Genomic DNA, 19,725 nt, shown 5'->3' with positions numbered 1-19,725 from the left:
CATCCGTGACCATTCGAATTGGAAAAATCAGTTTGTGGCATGTACATGCATGGGACTACATCAAGCAAGCGCAGGAACATGAGGATACAGTGATCGCCGCTGTGTGGGACGAAGACCCGAAGCGTGGGCAGGAAGCCGCTGACCGCTTGAACGTGCCCTTTTATGAATCGCTTGCGGATATGCTGGCACAAGACGACATTGATGCGGTAATTGTGGATGCGCCTACACGTCTCCATGAAGAGGTGGTTACGGCTGCTGCCAAGGCGGGGAAACATATTTTTACCGAAAAAGTCATTGCCGCTACACAAGCGGAGTCTAATGTTATTCTGAGAGAGGTTCAGGCCAACGGAGTTAAAATGACCGTTTCTCTTCCGCGCTTATATGCTGGATATACGCTCACCATTCAAGACGTGCTTGAGCGTGGATTAATCGGTCAAGTTACATACGTGAGGGCACGATTATCGCATGATGGAGCCATCACAGACTGGCTGCCGCAACATTTCTATAATCTGCATGACTGCCAGGGCGGAGCACTGATTGATCTGGGCTGTCACCCGATGTATTTAACGCGATTGTTTCTCAATCAGGAAATTACCGATGTGAGCGCAAACTTTGGTTATATTACAGGTAAAGAAGTTGAGGATAATGCAGTGGCAACACTCTCTACATCGTCAGGAGCTATCGGGGTAGTGGAAGCGGGATTTGTGAACAGTCACTCGCCGTTTACCATTGAAGTCCATGGTACAGAGGGTACGTTGTTGTATGGAACACCTGAGTCCACATTGTTGATCCGTACGAAAGCAGCAGAAGGACAGTATACGGATTGGACCGAACTTCCTGTTGCAGAAAATGTAGAAAGCGCATTCAATCAATGGGTAGGTCACATTCAAAATGATACCGAGGACAGCGCAAACATCAACATGGCGCTGGAATTGACCCGGTTGATGGAAGCGGCTAACCGCTCAGCGAAGGAAGGTAGACGAATTGCGCTGACCGAGTTGCAAAATTAGATATCAAGCTAGACAGGATAGATTGGATTATATAAGTTGAACTGTTTATTTACACGTTAACGGAGAGGACAGAAAAAACCTGAAAAAGCGAAGCAAAAAGCTTTCTGAAAGAAAGCTAGCATCGGAAGCATACGCTTCGCCTTTATCACCGGATTTTTCCCTTTATAAAAGGGAATCAAAAAAATCTGGGGATAACAGCGATTGAAAGGTTATTCTGTCATCGGAGTGGACTGTGTAAAATTTGTTAGTTCAACTTATATAAATTCTTCCTGTAAAGCGTTAAGGAGGAAGGCATCTTGAGTCTGTATCCGTATGAGAAAATGCTTGATCGGCAGGATCTCCTGGAGCGGCTTGATATTACCGTGGTATGGGGGCATTACGAGATTCGTGTGCTGCGATTTCATCTAACGACGTTTCCAGCGGGGCGGATTGTTGATTTTCATAACCATGCGGAGTATGAGTTTCATCTGATCCCTAGAGGCAAAGGCAAGGTTGTTATTGATGATCAGTCCCATGCACTATCGGAAGGGCTGTTGTATCTGACCGGACCTGGGGTTGTTCATTATCAGGAAGCCGATGCCGAGCAGGACATGGATGAGCTGTGTCTTCATGTGGATATCGTGCATAAACCACGAGAGCATGTCGATCCATGGGAAGTGGCGGAATCGGAAGAGACCATTGAAAAACTAAAAACACTTCCGCATACCCCGGTTCAGGATTATCACCGTGCGATGCTCTGTTTTCTCGAAGCATATGAAGCATGTGACCACAAGATGGTCGGATATTATACCTCGATTAAGCAGCTGGTAATTAGCATTTTATTAAAAACGGTTCGCGCTTACGATACTGGCGGAATTCGAGCTGAAGCCCCTGTAAGGGATATGACAGTGTATCGATATGAATATGCCGTACAGTACTTGGAAGCTAATCATGCTTCTGTCGTGACGCTGGAGCATGTCGCCGAGAAGCTTCACATCAGCAGCCGCCAGTTGCAGCGCATTTTTTATCAGGTACAGCCTGATATGCCGTTCAGCCGTGTGCTGGAGGATATTCGCCTGCGTGCGGTGTGTCGTAATTTACAGGAAAGCAACGTGTCCATTGAGCAGATTGCGGTTGGCTCTGGCTTTAACAACGCCAACTATTTACATGCTGTGTTTCGAAAACGCCTCGGGATGACCCCATCAGCTTTTCGCAAAATGAAACAACCAATACTAAAGTGAGGGTGACTTATGATGAGTAAAGTGTATCGTATTGGAATTATTGGCTGTGGCGGGATCGCAAATGGCAAACATCTGCCAAGTCTGAGTAAGCTGGAAAACGTTGAACTGGTTGCTTTCTGTGACATTGAGGAGGAACGTGCCGCAGAGGCGAAGAAACAATATGGTTCTGGCGATGCTGAGATATACACGGATTATCAGGAACTGCTGAAGGATGAGTCACTCGATATTGTACATGTCCTTACCCCTAACATTTCCCACGCGGAGATTTCAATTGCGGCGCTGGAGGCTGGCAAACATGTCATGTGTGAAAAACCGATGGCCAAGACTGCAGCTGAAGCTCAGCTTATGTTGGAAGCAGCGGAACGCACAGGTAAAAAATTGACGATCGGTTACAACAACCGATTCCGTCAGGATAGCATGTATTTAAAGCAACTGTGCGAAGCGGGCGAGCTAGGCTCGATTTATTTTGCCAAAGCCCATGCGATTCGAAGAAGAGCCGTACCGACTTGGGGTGTGTTTCTGGATGAAGAGAAACAAGGCGGCGGACCGCTGATTGACATTGGAACACACGCACTGGATCTAACCTTATGGATGATGGACAATTATCAGCCCAAAGTGGTACTTGGCACCACGCATCATGAGCTCTCCCAAAGAGAAAATGCAGCGAATGCCTGGGGGCCGTGGGACCCACAGAAGTTCTCGGTGGAGGATTCAGCCTTTGGTATGATTGTCATGCAAAACGGGGCAACGATCATGCTGGAATCCAGCTGGGCGCTGAACTCGCTTGATGTGGACGAAGCTAAATGCAGTCTGAGTGGTACCGAGGCAGGCGCTGACATGAAAAACGGACTGCGTATCAATGGCGAGAAGTTCAGCCGTCTGTATACCAATGAAATTGAACTCAGCTCTGGCGGTGTAGACTTCTATGAAGGACAGTCCGAAAATGCACCAGATGTGGAGATGCGCAAATGGATCGAAGCGATCGACAAAGATTTGGAGCCGGTGGTAACACCGAAACAGGCGCTGGTGGTATCGCAGATTTTGGAAGCTATTTACGAGTCGGCACATACGGGCAAAGCAGTTTACTTCGATAATTAACGGAGAAGCTTGAATAGATTGTTCTGTTTTTGTGATGCAATGTTTTCTTTTTAGCCAATAAGTAATGATAATGAGTAATGCTAAAATAATCAGATTTCTTAAACCTTTGCCCGTTTATCCGGGCAGAGGTTTTTTTGTTATTTTTACACAATAGAGGGAGCCGTCCATACCGGGTAGGAATCAAACACATAGGATGACAGGAAATAAGCTGAAAGAGGGGGATGTTGTGTCTAGATATCGTACACCTCTGGGAGTTTCTATCGTTGTTTGCACTAATCGTCCACAATTTTTGGATAACATCCTGCAGAATTATTTTCGCCAGCGTTACAAGGTCAAGGAATTGATAATCATTCTGAATCTCGACAGCATGAACATGCGTGAGGTTCGCAAAAAGGTACAAAAATACGCGAATGTCCACGTACACCAGGTACCCGAACGCATCTCACTAGGACAGTGTCTAAATGCAGGCATCACTAGAACCCGTTTTTCACTCGTTGCGAAAATGGATGATGACGACTACTACTCTCCTTATTATCTGGAAGAACAGGTACGTGCGCTCAGGCAAACCGGCAGTGATATTGTGGGTAAACACTCTTGTCTGGTTTATCTGGAAGCTTCCCGAACATTGCTGATGAGGTCACCGGGCGAGAGTAATAAACCTGTGGAATTCATCCAGGGTGGCACCCTGTTATTCAGAAAAAAAGTGTTAAAGAGGGTTCGATTCACGGATCGTTCGGTTGGGGAAGATGTTACGTTTCTAAGGCAATGCAGGAAGAGAGGGTACAAAACGTATGCAACATCACCTTACAACTATGTGTATCTGCGCAGGCAGAACAAGGCAAGTCATACGTGGAGAGCAGAGGATCAGTTCTACCTTGAAGGAAGCGAACGTCTGGCTGTAACCAGGAAATTCAAACCTTTTGCAAACCAAGAGTTATAGAAAAGGGAGACACCGCATTTTAAAGCGGAGAGTTGGGTCGTCATTCAAAAAAAAAATATAACATGCACTTGATCCAGAGAGGTTCTGACCGATGCAGAGCGTCTTTTTTTCTTTACAGGTCGAGTTTAATTCGATGAGGAAAGAAGTGACCTGTGCCGAGGATTAAAATAATTGTTGGATTTTATCAAAAAAGTATTGCATATCAGTTTAGTCGGAATTATATTAATGGTATAAGGTCTAGACCATATACAGATCGGAGTGCTCAGATGTCTAATCCATTCTCCTTTCATTTCGAAAAAGTATCGACTAAAAAGGTTAGTGAATTTATTCGGGAACAGCTGGAAGAAGCCATTATTTTAAAAGAGTTGATGAGTGAGGAGCAGCTTCCCGCTGAACGGGATTTAGCCGAGATGTTCGATGTAAGCCGCATTACGGTTCGTGAAGCGCTCTCCGCACTGGAAGATAAAGGACTGATTGAAAAAAGAGTTGGAGCCAAAGGTGGAACTTTTGTCCTGCCTCTTACGACCAATTCGCATAAACGGACGAGAGAAGAGATCAAACGAGGCTGGGCTCAGATGCTCAAGGTGTTTGAATACCGGACAATTATTGAGCCCGAGGCGGCTTTTCTGGCTGCTGAGCGGATCACCGCAGGCGAACTGGAACAGCTTTATAACTATATGGAGCAAAGTATCGAGCCGGATTGTACACGGGAATGGTTCAGGGCACTGGATGTGAAATTCCATCTGACCATAGCCAAAGCATCACGAAATCCATACTGTGAAACAGCCGTCAGACAAATTCGAACGAAGATTAACCCGGCGCTCGATCTGATGCCTTACGATGACCGAATTCGTTCCGTAAACTACGGAGTACATATGGAGATTCTTGAAGCACTGAAGTCAAGAGACAGCGTGAGGTCACGAGATACGATGAAAAGGCACATCGAATTCTCGGCTGATGCCATCTATGCCCGCTTGGTGTCGGAATCCGAGGAACATGAAAGGAATGAGATCCAATGAAACAATCTGAACTAATACAGCTGGCTCAGCCGCTGCAAGAGAAGATGAGTGCCTGGCGCAGAGACTTACATCGCCATCCGGAGATTGGTTATGAGGAGCATCGCACCTCTGCCATTGTAGCCGAGCATCTGGAGAGCCTTGGACTAGAGGTTACTCGTCATGTTGGGAAGACCGGTGTAACCGGCCTGCTACGCGGAGAAACAGATGGTCCTACCTTTGCACTTCGAGCGGATATGGACGCTTTGCCGATTGAGGATCAAAAATCAGTGGAGTATCGCTCGACGGTGAAAGGCAAGGCGCATCTCTGTGGTCATGATGCACATACATCCATTCTGATGGGGGCTGCTGAACTGCTCACAGGGCTTGGCAGACCCAAGTCCGGCAACATTAAGTTCATCTTTCAACCCGCGGAAGAAGGACTTGCTGGTGCAAGGTCCATGATTCAGGACGGAGTGCTGGAGAATCCAAAGGTAGATGCCATTGCTGGCTTGCATATGACGCCCGGTCAAGATACGGGGACAGTGGGTGTGAGCCAGGGAGTTGCTTTTGCTTCGGCTGATCCGCTTGTCATCAAGATTGTTGGTCAGGGAGGTCACGCGGCTCGTCCGCATGAAGGCATTGATGCGATTGCCGTATCCGCTCAGGTGATTACTGCGCTACAGAATATCGCCAGCCGTATGGTTGACCCGCTTGAACCTGTAGTGGTCACGATTGGTAAAATCACCGGAGGTTATATGGGTACCGCTATAGCACCCGAAGTCGAGATGATTGGCACGGTCCGCACATTATCTCCTGCAGTGCGTGAACGGATGCCATCTCTGATCAAGCAAGTCGTTAACGGTGTCTGCGGTTCATTCGGAGCGGAATGTGAAGTCACCTACGGTGACGGTTATCCGGTCGTTGTAAATGACCTTGGCATGGTTGATCTGCTCACAGATGTCTGTGAAGAGGTGAATGCGCAGAAGGGATGGAGTTACATCAAACCGTCGACAGGCGGGGAAGACTTTGCTTTTTATTGCGAACATGTGCCTGGTGTGTTTTTCCGGTTAGGATCGGGAAATGAAGAGGAGCGTACACGATATCCGCTTCATCATCCGAGATTTGATCTTGACGAAACGGTCATGCCTTATGGCGTCGGCCTGTTGTCAGCAATTGCACTTGAATTTTTGGCAAGGAATACAACTTCCAAGGGGGAAGAAACACAATGAAAAAGAGACAATGGACAGGTTTGTGGATGACTTTGCTGGCAATCGTGATGGTGTTAAGTGCTTGTGGCGGAGGCAGTAAAGGTACGACGAACAATGCAACCTCTGAAGGAAACGGTAGCGAAAGTGCAGCTGCCAGTAGCACGTTAACGATTGCGGCGGCAACGGATATTGAAAGCTTTGATCCACACAACAATAACAATACCGCGAGTGAGGCTGTACTTGTAAACGTATTTGATTATTTGATTAAAAACGACAGTGAGCAGAAAAAAGTTCCTGCGCTCGCAACTTCATGGGAGCAAGTGAACGATACAACGTGGAGATTCAAGCTGCGTGAAGGAGTAACGTTCCACAATGGCGACCCGTTCACGTCCGCTGATGTGAAGTACACCCTGGAGAGAGTCGCGAAAGATAATACGCTGAAGCAAAATAGCTATTTCAAAAACATTGTTGAAGTCAAAGCAGTAGATGAGCATACGGTAGATATCATTACGGACGGACCGGATCCGTTGCTGCTCAATCGTTTGTCCAAAATGGGCGCTGGCATCCTGCCTTCCAAATATATCGCTGACAAGGGCATGGACACGTTCCTGAAAGAGCCGGTGGGTACTGGCGCATACAAGTTCAGCAAATGGACCAAAGACGACCGGATTGAGCTTGTGAAAAATGAAAACTATTTCGGCGGTGAGCCGAAGTGGAATGAAGTGGTGTTCCGAGTGATCCCAGAAGCTTCCACGCGTGTCTCCGAATTGCTAGCCGGCGGAGTTGACGTTGCGTCATCCATCCCATCAACAGATATTGCGCGTATTGAAGGCGAAGCAGACAAAAAAATTGTGAAAGCACCTATTCAGCGTGTTCTCCAACTGATCTTCCGTCAAACGGAAGGCAGCATTACAGCTGATCCAAAAGTGCGTGAAGCCATTGATCTGGCGATTGACAAACAAGGGATTGTAGACAGCATTGCCGGGGGAGCAGGAATCGTTACACGTACATCCGTAACACCTGGAAACTTTGGGGCTGACCCGTCACTGTATAAAACATCATTGTATGATTTGGAAAAAGCAAAGCAGCTGCTGAAAGAGGCAGGCTACGCTGAAGGCACAGCTGAGATGACCATCTCCGTTTCTTCTCAGTACAAGGAACAAGCTGAAGTTGTTGCAGCCATGCTGGATCAGGCCGGATTCAAAATCAATCTGGACGTACTTGAGCCGAGTGCATTCAGCGAGCGCTATAGCTCCAAATCGTTTAAAGAAATTTTCATGATCGGTATCGGGAACTCCCTGTTTGACGCTTCCAACAACTATAACCGTTATATGCTGGAAGAAGCCAAAGGGGAATCGGACTACAACAATCCGGAAGTGGAGAAGTTGCTGCAATCTGCACTTGTAAACATGAATCCTGAGTCTCGTGAGAAAGAATATCAGCAAGTGCAACAGATTTTTGCAGAAGAGCGCCCGGCCGTATATTTGTATCAGATGGAAGGCGTGTATGGAACCAATGACAAAGTGAACTTTGCACCGCGCAGTGATGAGATGTTCTATGCGGACGAGATTACACCTGCTGCAAAGTAAAATCAGGCTCATACCACCTGTCATTGCATCAGTAAGTCGTGAACGGCAGGGACTGGATGAACAAGTTCCTGCCGTTCTTTTTTGGAAAGAGGAGGTGAGCCGGGAGTGGGAAAATACGTATTCAAATCTTTACTGCAGGTCATTCCGGTGCTGTTTATTGTCTCATTAATTGTTTTTATTCTGGTTCGGGTCACAGGTGATCCTGTGGCTCTGATGTTACCTGAGACCGCTACAGCTGAGGACAGGGCTGTGTTGACGCAGGCACTGGGCCTCGATCAGCCTTTATACACGCAGTATATGAAGTTTCTCGGCAATGCCATTCAGGGAGATTTCGGTCAATCCTTCCGTTACGGGCAGCCTGCACTTGAGCTTGTGTTAGAGCGATTGCCTGCAAGCTTTGAACTTGCCGCGGCTGCCATGTTATTTGCAGTATTGATGGCTGTCCCGCTGGGAGTGATCTCGGCAGTGAAAAGAAATACATTTACCGATCTTCTCATTTCAGGTATTTCGGTGATTGGCAAGGCGATGCCAAACTTCTGGATGGGCATTATGCTGATTCTGCTATTCTCCGTTGTGCTGGGCGTTTTGCCGGTTTCGGGTCGCGGAGGTGTATCCCATCTGATTCTACCCGCTTTTACTTTGGGCGTGGGACTTGCTGCACAGATGACACGGCTAATCCGATCCAGCATGCTGGAGATTCTGAATCAAGATTACATTCGCACGGCACGCAGTAAAGGACTGGGACGAATGACAGTGATCGCGAAGCACGCGTTCCGTAACGGTTTAATTCCGGTTGTGACTATTATGAGTCTACAGTTTACCAGTCTGATTGGAGGTACTTTGATTACAGAAACCGTATTTTCCTGGCCAGGCTTGGGTCAACTGCTAGTTGTGGCCGTAAATACACATGATATGGCGATTGTGCAAGCAGCCGTGTTTGTAATTGCATTCATTGTAGTGGTTGTTAATATTCTCACGGACGTGTCTTACAGACTGCTGGATCCACGTATCAAATATGACTAGAAGGAGGTGCGATCTATGAGAGACAACGATGAAAAAAACGTTCTGGTTCCCGAACCGGACAATAACAGTTCGCGTACGATTGCCGGAATTCAATCCATCTGGCAACAGCTAATCATCAGCAAGACCGGATTCATCGGTGCAGTGCTTGTATTGGTTGTTGTCCTGATTGCAATAGCCGCACCTCTGCTAACGAGTCATGACCCGTCAGCGGTCAATCCGTTGAATCGTCTTAAACCACCTGCATGGCTTGAAGGGGGAACGGCCGAATACTGGCTGGGAACCGACAATCTGGGCAGAGATATGTGGAGCCGTATTGTCTATGGTGCACGGGTGTCTTTAATTGTAGGTATGGGTGCAGTCATTGTTTCCGGTTTGATCGGAGCTGTTCTGGGTCTGATATCCGGATTCTATGGAAAGTGGCTGGATGCCATTATTATGCGTGTGGGCGATGCTTTCATGGCGATACCAACGATCCTGTTCATGCTAGTGGTGATGGCAATTGTGGGTCCAGGTATGACCACATTGATCTTTGTTATCGGTGTAACCAATTGGGTGCCTTTCACCCGTGTAGTTCGTAGTGAAGTGCTTAGTATGAAAGAGCGGGATTTTGTATTTGCTGCCAGATCGATTGGTGCCAAAAATGGACGGCTGATTATCAAACATATTTTGCCTAACATATTGTCATCGTTTATTGTCATCTGCGGTATGAATGTAGGCACAACGATCATCATGGAAGCGTCGCTGAGTTTCCTTGGACTTGGAATAAAACCACCGGATGTATCGTGGGGCGGCATGTTAAGTGACGGACGACAGTATGTAGCCACGAGCTGGTGGGTTGCGACGTTCCCGGGACTAGCCATTACGTTTACTGTGCTGGGTGTTATTTTCCTCGGCGATTGGTTGCGGGATGTGCTTGATCCTCGCACAGAGTCAGCTCAGAAATCATAACGGAAGGGAGTTATGGATATGAAAAAAAGCCAGATTACGCCGGAGGATCTCTGTCACTACCGCTGGATCAGTCAGCCGGTGATCAGTGCAAATGGACAAGTAGCCTACGTTGAACAGACGATAGATCGGGCGAAGAACGAATATAATACACAAATTCGGGGAATTTCGCTGGATGGGACAGAAGATGTGGCGTTGACGGATGGAACGAAAGATTCCTCTCCAGCATGGTCACCAGACGGCAGTAAGTTGACGTTTATTCGATCTACTCAGGCTGGAAAAGGACTTTGGTCTGTTCATACGGAAGGTACAGAACCGTCCATGCTCATATCTCCTGAACGTAAAATCATGAATTACGTCTGGTCTCCCGACGGGAAGTATATTGCGTTTACAAGTAAAGTTCAGATGAGTTCAGCTCAATCACCGACCGATAAATCGGCGGAAGGGGCTAAAGATGAATCAGCGCGGCAACCAGAAGGAGTATTGCGCGGAAAAGTTTACGAGCGCACTACGCCGAAAGCCGAAGGATCGGGTTGGTGGGATGGTCAGTACAGCCATTTGTTTCTTTACGAGATCAAGAGTGGACTTATCAAACAGATGACGTCCGGGTTATGGAGCATCACTAGCCCCGTCTGGTCACCGGACAGCCTGAATCTTGCCTTTATTTCCAAACAGGTACAAGAAGCGGGATCAGATCCGGATCTGCTTCATTATACGGACGTGTATATGGTAAGCGTTGAAGCGGGCTCAGGAGAAGTTGAAGAACCTTTCAAGGTTACGGACTCCAGTCTCCAGATCGCCCAATTTTCTTTTACAGCCGATGGAAAACAACTGATTCTGATTGCAAGTGATCGTAAATATGGAAGTGGAAGTCATCATCAACTGTTTACACTTCCCGTGAAACGGGGGATACCCAGGCTATTCGCACCTGAGCTAGATATGCACATCGGCAATGCTGCATTGGGAGACATGAAGTCAGCAAGTGCTTCGCCTTCACCACTCATTAGTCGTTCATCTTCTCAACCGGGAGTATATGTACTAGGTACACATCACGGAAATGTTGATGTATACCGAATTCAGTCCGATGGAAACTGCGAAATGATCACAAATGCAGGAGAAATAGACGTTTATCAGTATACGATCTCTGCGGATGAAGAGACTTTGGTTGTAGCTGCACTCACGGATAAGCATCCAGGAGAGCTGTACACCGTGGGCATGAGAAGCGGTAAAATGGCTAGACTCACTCATCGTAATGATGAATTTATGGCGCAACGGATGGTTAACGTACCGGCAAGAGTGGAATTCACCTCATCGGACGGTTTGCGGATTCAAGGCTGGCTAGCCATACCTGCTTTAACGAAAGATGCGAATTCAGCTGAAATTAGGGGGGCAAAGGCGCCATCGTCCGGAATTCAGATTGAAGATGAACTGCAATCTGATCGTAAGTTGCCTTTGATTTTACAGATTCATGGTGGACCTCACGCGATGTATACCGGAACATTCAGTCATGAGATGCAGACACTTCTCGCAGAAGGGTATGCTGTATTATGGGTTAATCCTCGAGGCAGCATAGGTTATGGACAGGAGTTTGCCAGAGCTTGTCGTGGAGACTTCGCTGGCGGAGATTATCGGGATTTGATGGAAGCTGTCGATCATGCACTGGCGACGAATACAATACTGGATGTATCTCGATTAGGTGTTGCCGGCGGTAGTTATGGCGGGGTCATGACCAACTGGATTGTCGCTCACTCGAACCGATTCAAAGCAGCTGTGACACAACGCTGTATCTCCAACTGGTTATCCATGTATGGCACAAGTGATATCGGGATTTCTTACGTGGAGGGTGTGATTGGGGGGAATCCCGCGGAGAATGCTGCATATCTTTGGTCTCGATCGCCGCTTGCTCATGCGCACAACATCGAGACTCCGTTGCTTATCATGCACGGGGAACAGGATTACCGAACGCCGATAGCTCAGGCGGAGGAATTGTATACGACGTTGAAGCGATATGGAAAAACAACCAAGCTGATCCGCTACCCGGGTTCCAACCATTCACTGCTCAAAAGTGGCAAACCTTCTCTTCGAGTCGATAGTTTCGAACAGGTCAATGCGTGGTTTAACGAGTACTTGTAACTCATCAGATGGCGAATGAACTTAGGGGTTTAGGGTTAGCCTTTCATGAAAACCTTTTGTATAGAATGAAAGTCTAATATAGACATGCCAAAAAAACCGCAATGGATGCGGTTTTTTTGTGTTTTATACAGAAATAGTTGAATTCGACTCTTGTATGATATATATTTTAATTAAATGATAGTATTATCTATCAAAAAAAACGGAGGCGATTCATATGATGATTCAACAAACGTTAGGTCAGATTCAAATATCCGATGAAGTCATCTCCAAAATGGTCGGTAAAATAACAGGGGCTACCCGTGAAATTTCTTCCATGTCGGCTGGATTGGTTGAAAGTATCAGCAAAATATGGAGTGGCCGTAGCCAGCAGAACGGCATTGTCATTCGCAGAGTAGACAATAGCGTGGAGATTAACGTGAAAATTATTGTTCATTACGGCAATAAAGTACACGAGGTTTGCAGAGAGTTGCAGCAAAAGGTCATTGACCAGGTTGAACATCTTACTGGGGTATCCATTCAAGCGGTGAACGTTTTTGTAGACGGCATTACATCCGAACCGAATTACGCTAAAGCATAACGTATAGAACTAAAGATTCGAACAAGCGACCATAACAACACATGAGGAGTGATCACCATGAGCCAAATATCTATTCAAAAAGCAAACCCGCAAACCGCCGTCGGAGGAAAACTAACGGAAATGGCGCTTGATTACATGAAATATTCGCTGGCAGGTTCCAGAGAGCCCGCAGTTATCAATAACACCTTTCAGAAGCTATGGAAGGCTCGAAATAATCGGTTTAGTCACGAGTACGCTTATGAAGCGGTTCGGGAGGGGAAAACACTAGGCATGTTGATCTGTTATCCAACGACACTGATGAATAAGCTGGCATGGCCGACGTTCTCACAGCTGTTTGATATACACAAATGGAAGCTGATCGGATACAATCTGCGTAACTGGAAAGAGTTTTATACGATGGTCACGCTAAAAGAAGGAGAGAAGGATGAATTTCACATCGGCACTATAGCCGCTTTACCCGAAAGCAGAGGGCTTGGGATCGGAACAGAACTGATCCGGCATGCGGAGAAACAGGGAGTTTTGCAAGGTTTCGCAAAGTCATCCTTAACCGTCAAACAGGAGAATGCAGGCGCGATCAAGCTTTATGAACGTCTGGGGTACAACATAGTGGGCGTGATTAATAAACCTGCTGTTTCCATGTATCGAATGTCAAAAGCACTTATCTGAATGAAGTGATCTCATATGGTATAGTAGAATGAGTTGTTATTTAATATGACTACGACGTTAACACGATACCAAATGAGGTGTAATCCATGTATCAATATAAGGATCAGGAATATGAGGGCGTTCACTTTGAGGGACGAGATTTGCGTTACGGCGAGCTAGTTAGCTGTGTGTTCAAACATTGCACGTTCATGAATGCCTCCATGGAAGAAGTTGAAACAAGTCATTGCCGTTTCATTGAGTGTGATTTCAAAGGGGCATCCATGAATGGTTCCATACATACGGAGTCTGCGTTTGAGAATTGCCTGTTTGGGGGTGCCAACCTGTTTGCTTCCAAATTTACAGCTTGCAAGATGACGGGATCGGATTTTTCCGGTGCCCAGATGGACGGCATTACACTTGTCAAAGGAGATTGGTCTTATACCAATCTGAGACATACGCGACTTGGAAAACAGGATTTGCGGGGTATTCGTTTTTTTGAAGCGGATCTAGCTGAATCCGATTTAAGCAAAGCGGATTTGCGTGATTGTGACCTCACGAGAGTATCCATGAGTAAGGTGAAGCTACAGGGTGCGGATTTGCGGGGGGCCATTTTGGATGGCATTGATCTGAAATCTCTAGATCTGAAAGGGGTGCGCATGGACCGCGAACAGGCCGTTCTCATTGCGCGTTCCTATGGTGCGAAAGTGGATTAGCTTGACCTCTAATTGCAAATTTCCATCATCACTTTTGATTAATTCAGAAAAAGAACCAAAGTCATGTACCTATGACCAAAATAAAAAGTAATAGTCTATTCGTTCCGAGGTGCCGTTTGTGATGAAAAATGAGAAGTTAACATTTAAGCAAAATCGAATGCTTGCCATTCTGGATGAAGCCACAAAATTACTTATAGAGAAGCCCAATGCGTCGATGAATGACATTGCTGAAGCTGCAAACATCGGAATTGCCACATTACATCGATATGTGGAGAGCCGTGAGCAACTGATGATTCACTTGGCGATGCGTGCAATTGATGTTGTTAACGAGACGTTACAGCACGTCAAGCTGGACGAGGAGCAGGCTGAAAAGTATTTCCCAGAGCTGATTGAGGCGCTAATTCCACTCGGGGATAAAATTTATTTTCTGGCTCACGATGCAACCGTCAACTATAATGCCGAGATCGAAGGGGCCGATCAGAAACTGAGACAACCGGTGCTTCATGCCATTGGTGTCCTTCAAGAGAAAGGGTTTTTTCGTTCGGATGTGGACAAAACGTGGATTGTAGAGGTTCTGTATTCGATCCTCTTCTTGACGTGGCAGCAAGTGATCCGTGGCAATATCGCCAGAAATGCTGCACCTGCGCTCGTCGTGGACACGTTCTATCACGGGTTTGTTGCGAAATGAGCGGATCAATCGGAATGAACTTCGACAAAACCTGGAATACGTTGTTGCGTAGTTTGAGTAAATAAAAGGCACAAAACAAGCCGCAGATTATTCTGCGGCTTGTTTTATTTCCACATAGAGCAGCACAAATGCAGACACACCTACTTAATAAGTAGCAACATTTATTTTTAACACCGGTGGAATGCACCGATCCATTGCGCTTAACTATGTTCTACGTGTTTAATTTACAGTGCAATCTTTGCTTTTAACTGCTCAGATGCTGGCATGAGAGGCAGACGCAGCTGTGCAGAAGCGATAATGCCTTGCTGTGCAAGCAGATGTTTCAGCATGGCAGGCGCAGGCTCTTCGAAGAGATTTTTAATGAACGGAAGCAACTGCGTATAGAGACGGTAGGCATCTTCTTTTTCACCAGCCACAAAACGGTTATACACTTCCAGAAACCGCTCTGGATTAATACTGGCCGATGCCATCATGCCGCCGGCTGCACCTCTCGTTAACATATCAAAGAAGAAGGTATCATCTCCACACAAAATGGGCTTCGAGCCGCAACGTACCAGCTCGGTCATGAGGTCGAGGTTATTTGTGCTATCCTTAAGACCGATAACTCCATCGATATTCATAATTTTTTTCATCATATCTATAGAAACTCTAACCCCTGTACGGGCTGGGATTTCGTACACCATCACGGGGATGCCCACGCTGGCAGCCATGCGGAAGTGCTCGTAAATGCCCTCTTCCGTTGGTCTGTTATAGTATGGCGTAACGACAAGAACAGCATCGGCTCCGAGTGCGGCAGCTTTCTTGGTTCTCGCCACCGTTGAAGCGGTATCATTCGTTCCGGTTCCAACCATAATGGGTACGGAGGAGTTGATGCTGCTCAGTGTTTCCTTCGCGGCCTTCACAAGCTGTTCCACTTCATCCCATGTCACGGTAGGTGACTCTCCAGTCGTACCATTAATCACCAAGCCATGAATGCCACTGTTTACCATAACTTTGATGTAGTTTTGAAACGAAGGAAGATCAAGTTCGCGTTCTTTGGTGAAAGGTGTGATTACAGGTATATAAATACCTTGAATCTGTTGTTCGGTTAACATCGTATAACCCCCAAATGTATGTTGGAATTCCGTTTCATTCACTTTACCATGGGAAAACGTATCATAGTTAGCTATAATAGATGATAGGTGTTATCAATAATTTCGATGATGTGAGGGAATAAATGATGGATTTGAATTATTTTCAAACCTTTCGTGAGGTGGCATTGAGGCAAAGCTTTACCAAAGCGGCCGAAGAGCTTGGCTACGCCCAGTCAAGTGTGACAACCCAGATTCAAAAGCTGGAGAAAATTTATCAGGTCAAACTATTCGAGCGATTTAATAACAATAAAATCCGGCTTACTTCGGCTGGAGAAGAGCTATTTAAGTTGTCTGGACAGCTTCTGGAGATATTTGAACATTCTCAGGAGAAGCTGACCAAACAGGGCGGCGGATCACTTACCATTGCTACGATGGACTCGCTTGCATCTTATTATCTTCCGGTGCCCATTCAAACGACACGTAAACAATATCCCGAGCTCGGCATTCGGCTGCAGACCGATCGGGAAGATCTGATTCTACAAAAAGTCAGAGAAGGGGAGGCAGACGTCGGTCTTATTCTGGCTAATGCTTCACCGGAATCAGGATTGCAATGGATTACGATCCGCGAGGAACCGCTGGTGCTCATCGTGAATTCAGACCATCCACTTACAGCTAAATCCGAGGTTACATTGAGTGATCTGGCGGACGAAGAATGGATCATGCCGGAGGATTCGTGCAATTACAGGCAGCTGCTGGAGAAAGTACTTAGAACCAACGCTATTCCCTACAAAGTGGGACTGGAGCTGGGAAGTCCTGAGGCCATTAAACGAAGTATTATGGCTGGTCCGGGCATCTCGCTTTTACCTCGTATGATTGCCATGGATGAGATCCAAAGACAGAAGCTTACGGTACTACCTCTGGTTCATACTGATTTTACATTGGAAATTCAGTTAGTAATTCATGCCCGCAAATGGATATCACATGCACTGCAGCAATTCATTACGAATCTGGGTGCCAAAGAATCCGATTGGTTGCCTGCAAAGGCATAAAGTTAAGCAAGTAGAGGCTTATCTCATAAATGAAGAGCAACTTCTAAAAACTCTTGATCGGTTTGTCGCATTGGATGCGAGGGCCCATCGAGAGTTTTTTTTGATTTTTAAAGAGATTCGAATATTAATAGTGTTCAGAATTTAAGATTTAAAACTTTCAAAAAATGATATAAATTTCTACTAGATCCAAATAATTACCGAATTAAGACAAAGTTTGGGTGGAGGAGGACGACAGAGAACAAGTAGTTATATCAGGCACATGTTCATAATCTTGGCCAACGGGTTCCATCAATATTAACTTCATGAGGAGGAATTATATGCTTTACACCATTATTGTACCGGTCAATCAGGACTATAACATTTTGAATCTGTTTACAGACTCGCTGCTTCGAACGGTTGTTGCCTCAACGCAAATTATTTTTATCAACGACGGTTCGGGATCGGCTGTCTTTCAGCACTTGGACAAACTCAAACAAGAAGTCAGAGAAGGTGTGACCATTGACATTCTTCAGCATGACTTTCCACTTGGCTGCGCCGTATCCATTAACAGCGCCCTGAATATTGCTAAGGGAGAATACATCTTTTTCCTGGACTCCGACACGATATTACAGCCTCATTGGCAAACGATGATGAAGGAGACACTCGACACGGATATTACGATCGGTATGATCGGAGGCGTACTGTTGTATCCGCAGACTGGCGGTGTGCAGCATTGTGGTATCGCCTTTGCGGACTCGATTGGACGACATCTTTTTCTGAACGCATCCCCAGATGATATCCCGAAGGAGACGTTCTCCGTGCAGCTTGTTGTGTTTGCGATGTTTGGTATGAAACGGGAAGTATATGAGACGATTGGCGGCCTGGATGAAAAGTTTTTCAACGGATACGAAGATTTTGATTATCAGATGCGAGCCAGAGAAGCGGGTTATGACACGGTTATTAATCCTAACATTCAAGCCTATCACTGGGAACGCAGCAGCGGCATTCACCGCAATTTTAACCGCAAGAACAATCTGGCACGATTTTGGAAAAAGTGGGGAAATCAGATCGAAGCCGATGTATGGCCCTTCGTATTCAGTCATCTAAAGGAGCAATTGCATCATCAACGCGAATACGAGCATCTGCCAATGGTTGGTATCGATCTTGCCGAGGTACGCAGTGACGCGGATACGTTCTGGAGCAAGCTTGACGAGGCAGGTATCGCTCCCCTTGCCGACGTGCGAGACTACTCCAACCGCTTTAACTCGAATGGAGCCATTTGGCTACCCCAAGTATTAGGCAAGGAGTTAATTCATAGCGAAAATCGGTTGCTGTTTCTGGTGGACAACTTCACCCGATTGTTGGAGAACCGCTATTGGATCGAAATGAGACATGCCCACAGAGCCAAGGATCTAATTATCGACCTCTACGGTAACGTGATCACGATGGATCGTATCTATGATGGATGTTGGCCGGGCACGAAAGTGCGATAACTTAAGGATTCAGGTTGTCATACACACTATTAAGCCATAGGGAGGTACTTCAAAGTGAGCGATGAAAAAAGCACGCTGGATCGTGCCACAAGATTTACACAAAATCTGGAATGGCTAGAGAAGGTCAAAAAGGTGATTCCGAGTGGGTGCAGTACACTGGCCAAAGCTCCAGAGCGCTTATTTCCGGGACATACTCCGGTCTGCTGTGCGGAAGCATATCATTCCCGATTCACGGATATTGACGGTAATGAATGGCTGGATTGTGAGATGGCCATGGGCACGGTTCCTTGGGGGCACGCAAGACGAGAAATTCAGCTTACAGTCATTCATCAGTTGAAAAAAGGGACAGGATTTTCACTCCCAGCGGATATTGAACTGGAGTGTGCGGAGTTAATACTGGAGCGATTTGAGGCGCGTTATCCGTCTCTGCGCTTCACCAAGAGCGGTGCAGATGCGGTAAGTGGAGCGGTGCGGCTGGCCCGTGCCGGAAGTGGTAAAAGCAAGGTCATTGCAACAGCTTACCACGGGTGGCATGACTGGTCTGCATACGGTTATTACGGCAGTCAGACCAAAGAACGAGGGATTCCGGTAGATATAGAGCGTTCCACGATTTGGGTGGACAAGCCTTCCTATACTAACATTCGGGAACAGACTTCATCTATGGAGGACATTGCCTGTATAGTCTTGTGCCCCAACGAGTGGAATAAGGAAGAACTAAAGAAGGTAGTGGATTTATGCCGCTCCTTGGACATCATTATTATCTTCGACGAGGTTACTTCGGGAATACGAATGGGCAAACAGGCGACTGCAGGAGAGTATAATATTTGGCCGGACTTGCTCTGCATCTCCAAGGGCATGGCCAATGGACTTCCGCTTGCGGCGGTATTGGGGCCAGAGCACCTCATGTCCCTTGCAGGACAGGTGCGATTTAGCAATGCGCATTCCAGCGAGACGACAGCACTTGCGGCGGCTATTGCTTGCGAAAGGCTAATTAAAAATGCCAAAGTCTGGCCCACTTGGCGTGAACCCGCTACGCGGATCATGAAACGACTGGAATCCGAACTGGTGCTGCTTGGTCTCACGGAACAATTAGCCTTAAAGGGAACCTATGCTAGCTTTTATATTCAATCCCTGGATGAGCAGAATTTTCAGACGGACCCGTTCCGGGAATTTATGGTGAAGAAAATGGCTCATTACGGCATTTTCACTAAAGGTTACTTTATTTTCTCGGATACGCATACGCGGGAGGAATTGATTTGGGTGGAGGATGCACTGCTTCAGATCTTGTCGGACTGGAAAGAAATGCAGAAGCTTGAACATCTGAAATATGCCAATCTGTAAGGG

Annotated in this window: 18 protein-coding genes; 17 read left to right on the top strand and 1 reads right to left on the bottom strand. The window is 46.6% G+C overall.

Annotation, left to right across the window (positions count from 1 at the left end; translation table 11 throughout):
• Positions 1 to 5: 5 nt before the first annotated feature.
• The 14 genes from EC604_RS07755 (at position 6) to EC604_RS07690 (ending at position 14,787) form a co-directional block, all read left to right on the top strand.
• On the top strand, positions 6 to 1,010 hold the full coding sequence (locus EC604_RS07755) for a Gfo/Idh/MocA family protein (protein WP_123063606.1): 1,005 nt from the start codon (positions 6 to 8) through the stop codon (positions 1,008 to 1,010).
• 296 nt (positions 1,011 to 1,306) lie between these two features.
• Complete coding sequence (locus EC604_RS07750) at positions 1,307 to 2,230, top strand: AraC family transcriptional regulator (protein WP_240036713.1); 924 nt, start codon at positions 1,307 to 1,309, stop codon at positions 2,228 to 2,230.
• A gap of 12 nt (positions 2,231 to 2,242) precedes the next feature.
• Positions 2,243 to 3,328, top strand: coding sequence for a Gfo/Idh/MocA family protein (locus tag EC604_RS07745; protein WP_123063798.1), 1,086 nt, complete (start codon positions 2,243 to 2,245; stop codon positions 3,326 to 3,328).
• A gap of 226 nt (positions 3,329 to 3,554) precedes the next feature.
• Positions 3,555 to 4,268, top strand: coding sequence for a glycosyltransferase (locus EC604_RS07740; protein WP_240036712.1), 714 nt, complete (start codon positions 3,555 to 3,557; stop codon positions 4,266 to 4,268).
• Between the two features lie 266 nt (positions 4,269 to 4,534).
• Positions 4,535 to 5,287: a FadR/GntR family transcriptional regulator gene (locus EC604_RS07735; protein ID WP_123063603.1), complete on the top strand. Its 753-nt coding sequence runs from the start codon at positions 4,535 to 4,537 to the stop codon at positions 5,285 to 5,287.
• Positions 5,284 to 6,495 (top strand): M20 metallopeptidase family protein, encoded by a 1,212-nt coding sequence (locus EC604_RS07730; RefSeq protein WP_123063602.1) that lies wholly within the window; start codon positions 5,284 to 5,286, stop codon positions 6,493 to 6,495. Before EC604_RS07735 ends, EC604_RS07730 begins: the two co-directional genes overlap by 4 nt.
• Positions 6,492 to 8,063: an ABC transporter substrate-binding protein gene (locus EC604_RS07725; protein WP_123063601.1), complete on the top strand. Its 1,572-nt coding sequence runs from the start codon at positions 6,492 to 6,494 to the stop codon at positions 8,061 to 8,063. The genes EC604_RS07730 and EC604_RS07725 overlap by 4 nt, the downstream gene beginning before the upstream one ends.
• A 105-nt stretch (positions 8,064 to 8,168) precedes the next feature.
• Positions 8,169 to 9,086: an ABC transporter permease gene (locus tag EC604_RS07720; protein ID WP_123063600.1), complete on the top strand. Its 918-nt coding sequence runs from the start codon at positions 8,169 to 8,171 to the stop codon at positions 9,084 to 9,086.
• Positions 9,087 to 9,101: 15 nt separating this feature from the next.
• Positions 9,102 to 10,034 (top strand): ABC transporter permease, encoded by a 933-nt coding sequence (locus EC604_RS07715; protein ID WP_123063599.1) that lies wholly within the window; start codon positions 9,102 to 9,104, stop codon positions 10,032 to 10,034.
• Positions 10,035 to 10,052: 18 nt separating this feature from the next.
• On the top strand, positions 10,053 to 12,164 hold the full coding sequence (locus EC604_RS07710; RefSeq protein ID WP_123063598.1) for an alpha/beta hydrolase family protein: 2,112 nt from the start codon (positions 10,053 to 10,055) through the stop codon (positions 12,162 to 12,164).
• A gap of 214 nt (positions 12,165 to 12,378) precedes the next feature.
• Positions 12,379 to 12,741, top strand: coding sequence for an Asp23/Gls24 family envelope stress response protein (locus EC604_RS07705; protein WP_123063597.1), 363 nt, complete (start codon positions 12,379 to 12,381; stop codon positions 12,739 to 12,741).
• A gap of 57 nt (positions 12,742 to 12,798) precedes the next feature.
• A complete protein-coding gene (locus EC604_RS07700; protein WP_123063596.1) occupies positions 12,799 to 13,407 on the top strand; it encodes a GNAT family N-acetyltransferase in 609 nt (202 codons plus the stop codon).
• An 86-nt stretch (positions 13,408 to 13,493) separates the two neighbouring features.
• Positions 13,494 to 14,099, top strand: coding sequence for a pentapeptide repeat-containing protein (locus EC604_RS07695; RefSeq protein ID WP_123063595.1), 606 nt, complete (start codon positions 13,494 to 13,496; stop codon positions 14,097 to 14,099).
• Between the two features lie 121 nt (positions 14,100 to 14,220).
• Complete coding sequence (locus EC604_RS07690) at positions 14,221 to 14,787, top strand: TetR/AcrR family transcriptional regulator (protein WP_123063594.1); 567 nt, start codon at positions 14,221 to 14,223, stop codon at positions 14,785 to 14,787.
• 224 nt (positions 14,788 to 15,011) lie between these two features.
• Here the strand turns inward: EC604_RS07690 and dapA are convergent, their stop codons facing one another.
• The gene (gene dapA, locus EC604_RS07685; RefSeq protein WP_123063593.1) at positions 15,012 to 15,881 is read right to left on the bottom strand and encodes a 4-hydroxy-tetrahydrodipicolinate synthase; all 870 of its coding nucleotides are present in this window, start codon (positions 15,879 to 15,881) and stop codon (positions 15,012 to 15,014) included.
• 122 nt (positions 15,882 to 16,003) lie between these two features.
• On the opposite strand from dapA, the gene EC604_RS07680 reads away from it, so the two are divergent.
• The 3 genes from EC604_RS07680 (at position 16,004) to EC604_RS07670 (ending at position 19,722) form a co-directional block, all read left to right on the top strand.
• Complete coding sequence (locus tag EC604_RS07680) at positions 16,004 to 16,909, top strand: LysR family transcriptional regulator (protein ID WP_318286355.1); 906 nt, start codon at positions 16,004 to 16,006, stop codon at positions 16,907 to 16,909.
• A 317-nt stretch (positions 16,910 to 17,226) separates the two neighbouring features.
• Positions 17,227 to 18,381, top strand: coding sequence for a glycosyltransferase family 2 protein (locus EC604_RS07675; RefSeq protein ID WP_161556880.1), 1,155 nt, complete (start codon positions 17,227 to 17,229; stop codon positions 18,379 to 18,381).
• Positions 18,382 to 18,435: 54 nt separating this feature from the next.
• The gene (locus tag EC604_RS07670) at positions 18,436 to 19,722 is read left to right on the top strand and encodes an aminotransferase class III-fold pyridoxal phosphate-dependent enzyme (protein ID WP_123063591.1); all 1,287 of its coding nucleotides are present in this window, start codon (positions 18,436 to 18,438) and stop codon (positions 19,720 to 19,722) included.
• The last annotated feature ends 3 nt before the right edge of the window (positions 19,723 to 19,725 follow it).

The organism is Paenibacillus amylolyticus (assembly GCF_003719335.1).
GTDB lineage: Bacteria > Bacillota > Bacilli > Paenibacillales > Paenibacillaceae > Paenibacillus > Paenibacillus amylolyticus_D.
The sequence above is the reverse complement of the archived record's forward strand: the minus strand, read 5'-3'. Positions and strand labels throughout refer to the sequence as shown.

Coding starts and splice junctions, on each gene's coding strand:
- EC604_RS07675 (WP_161556880.1), top strand. CDS start 17,227: ATGCTTTACACCATTATTGTACCGGTCAATCAGGACTATAACATTTTG.
- dapA (WP_123063593.1), bottom strand. CDS start 15,881: ATGTTAACCGAACAACAGATTCAAGGTATTTATATACCTGTAATCACA.
- EC604_RS07715 (WP_123063599.1), top strand. CDS start 9,102: ATGAGAGACAACGATGAAAAAAACGTTCTGGTTCCCGAACCGGACAAT.
- EC604_RS07745 (WP_123063798.1), top strand. CDS start 2,243: ATGAGTAAAGTGTATCGTATTGGAATTATTGGCTGTGGCGGGATCGCA.
- EC604_RS07680 (WP_318286355.1), top strand. CDS start 16,004: ATGATGGATTTGAATTATTTTCAAACCTTTCGTGAGGTGGCATTGAGG.
- EC604_RS07700 (WP_123063596.1), top strand. CDS start 12,799: ATGAGCCAAATATCTATTCAAAAAGCAAACCCGCAAACCGCCGTCGGA.
- EC604_RS07730 (WP_123063602.1), top strand. CDS start 5,284: ATGAAACAATCTGAACTAATACAGCTGGCTCAGCCGCTGCAAGAGAAG.
- EC604_RS07710 (WP_123063598.1), top strand. CDS start 10,053: ATGAAAAAAAGCCAGATTACGCCGGAGGATCTCTGTCACTACCGCTGG.
- EC604_RS07705 (WP_123063597.1), top strand. CDS start 12,379: ATGATGATTCAACAAACGTTAGGTCAGATTCAAATATCCGATGAAGTC.
- EC604_RS07695 (WP_123063595.1), top strand. CDS start 13,494: ATGTATCAATATAAGGATCAGGAATATGAGGGCGTTCACTTTGAGGGA.
- EC604_RS07725 (WP_123063601.1), top strand. CDS start 6,492: ATGAAAAAGAGACAATGGACAGGTTTGTGGATGACTTTGCTGGCAATC.
- EC604_RS07690 (WP_123063594.1), top strand. CDS start 14,221: ATGAAAAATGAGAAGTTAACATTTAAGCAAAATCGAATGCTTGCCATT.
- EC604_RS07735 (WP_123063603.1), top strand. CDS start 4,535: ATGTCTAATCCATTCTCCTTTCATTTCGAAAAAGTATCGACTAAAAAG.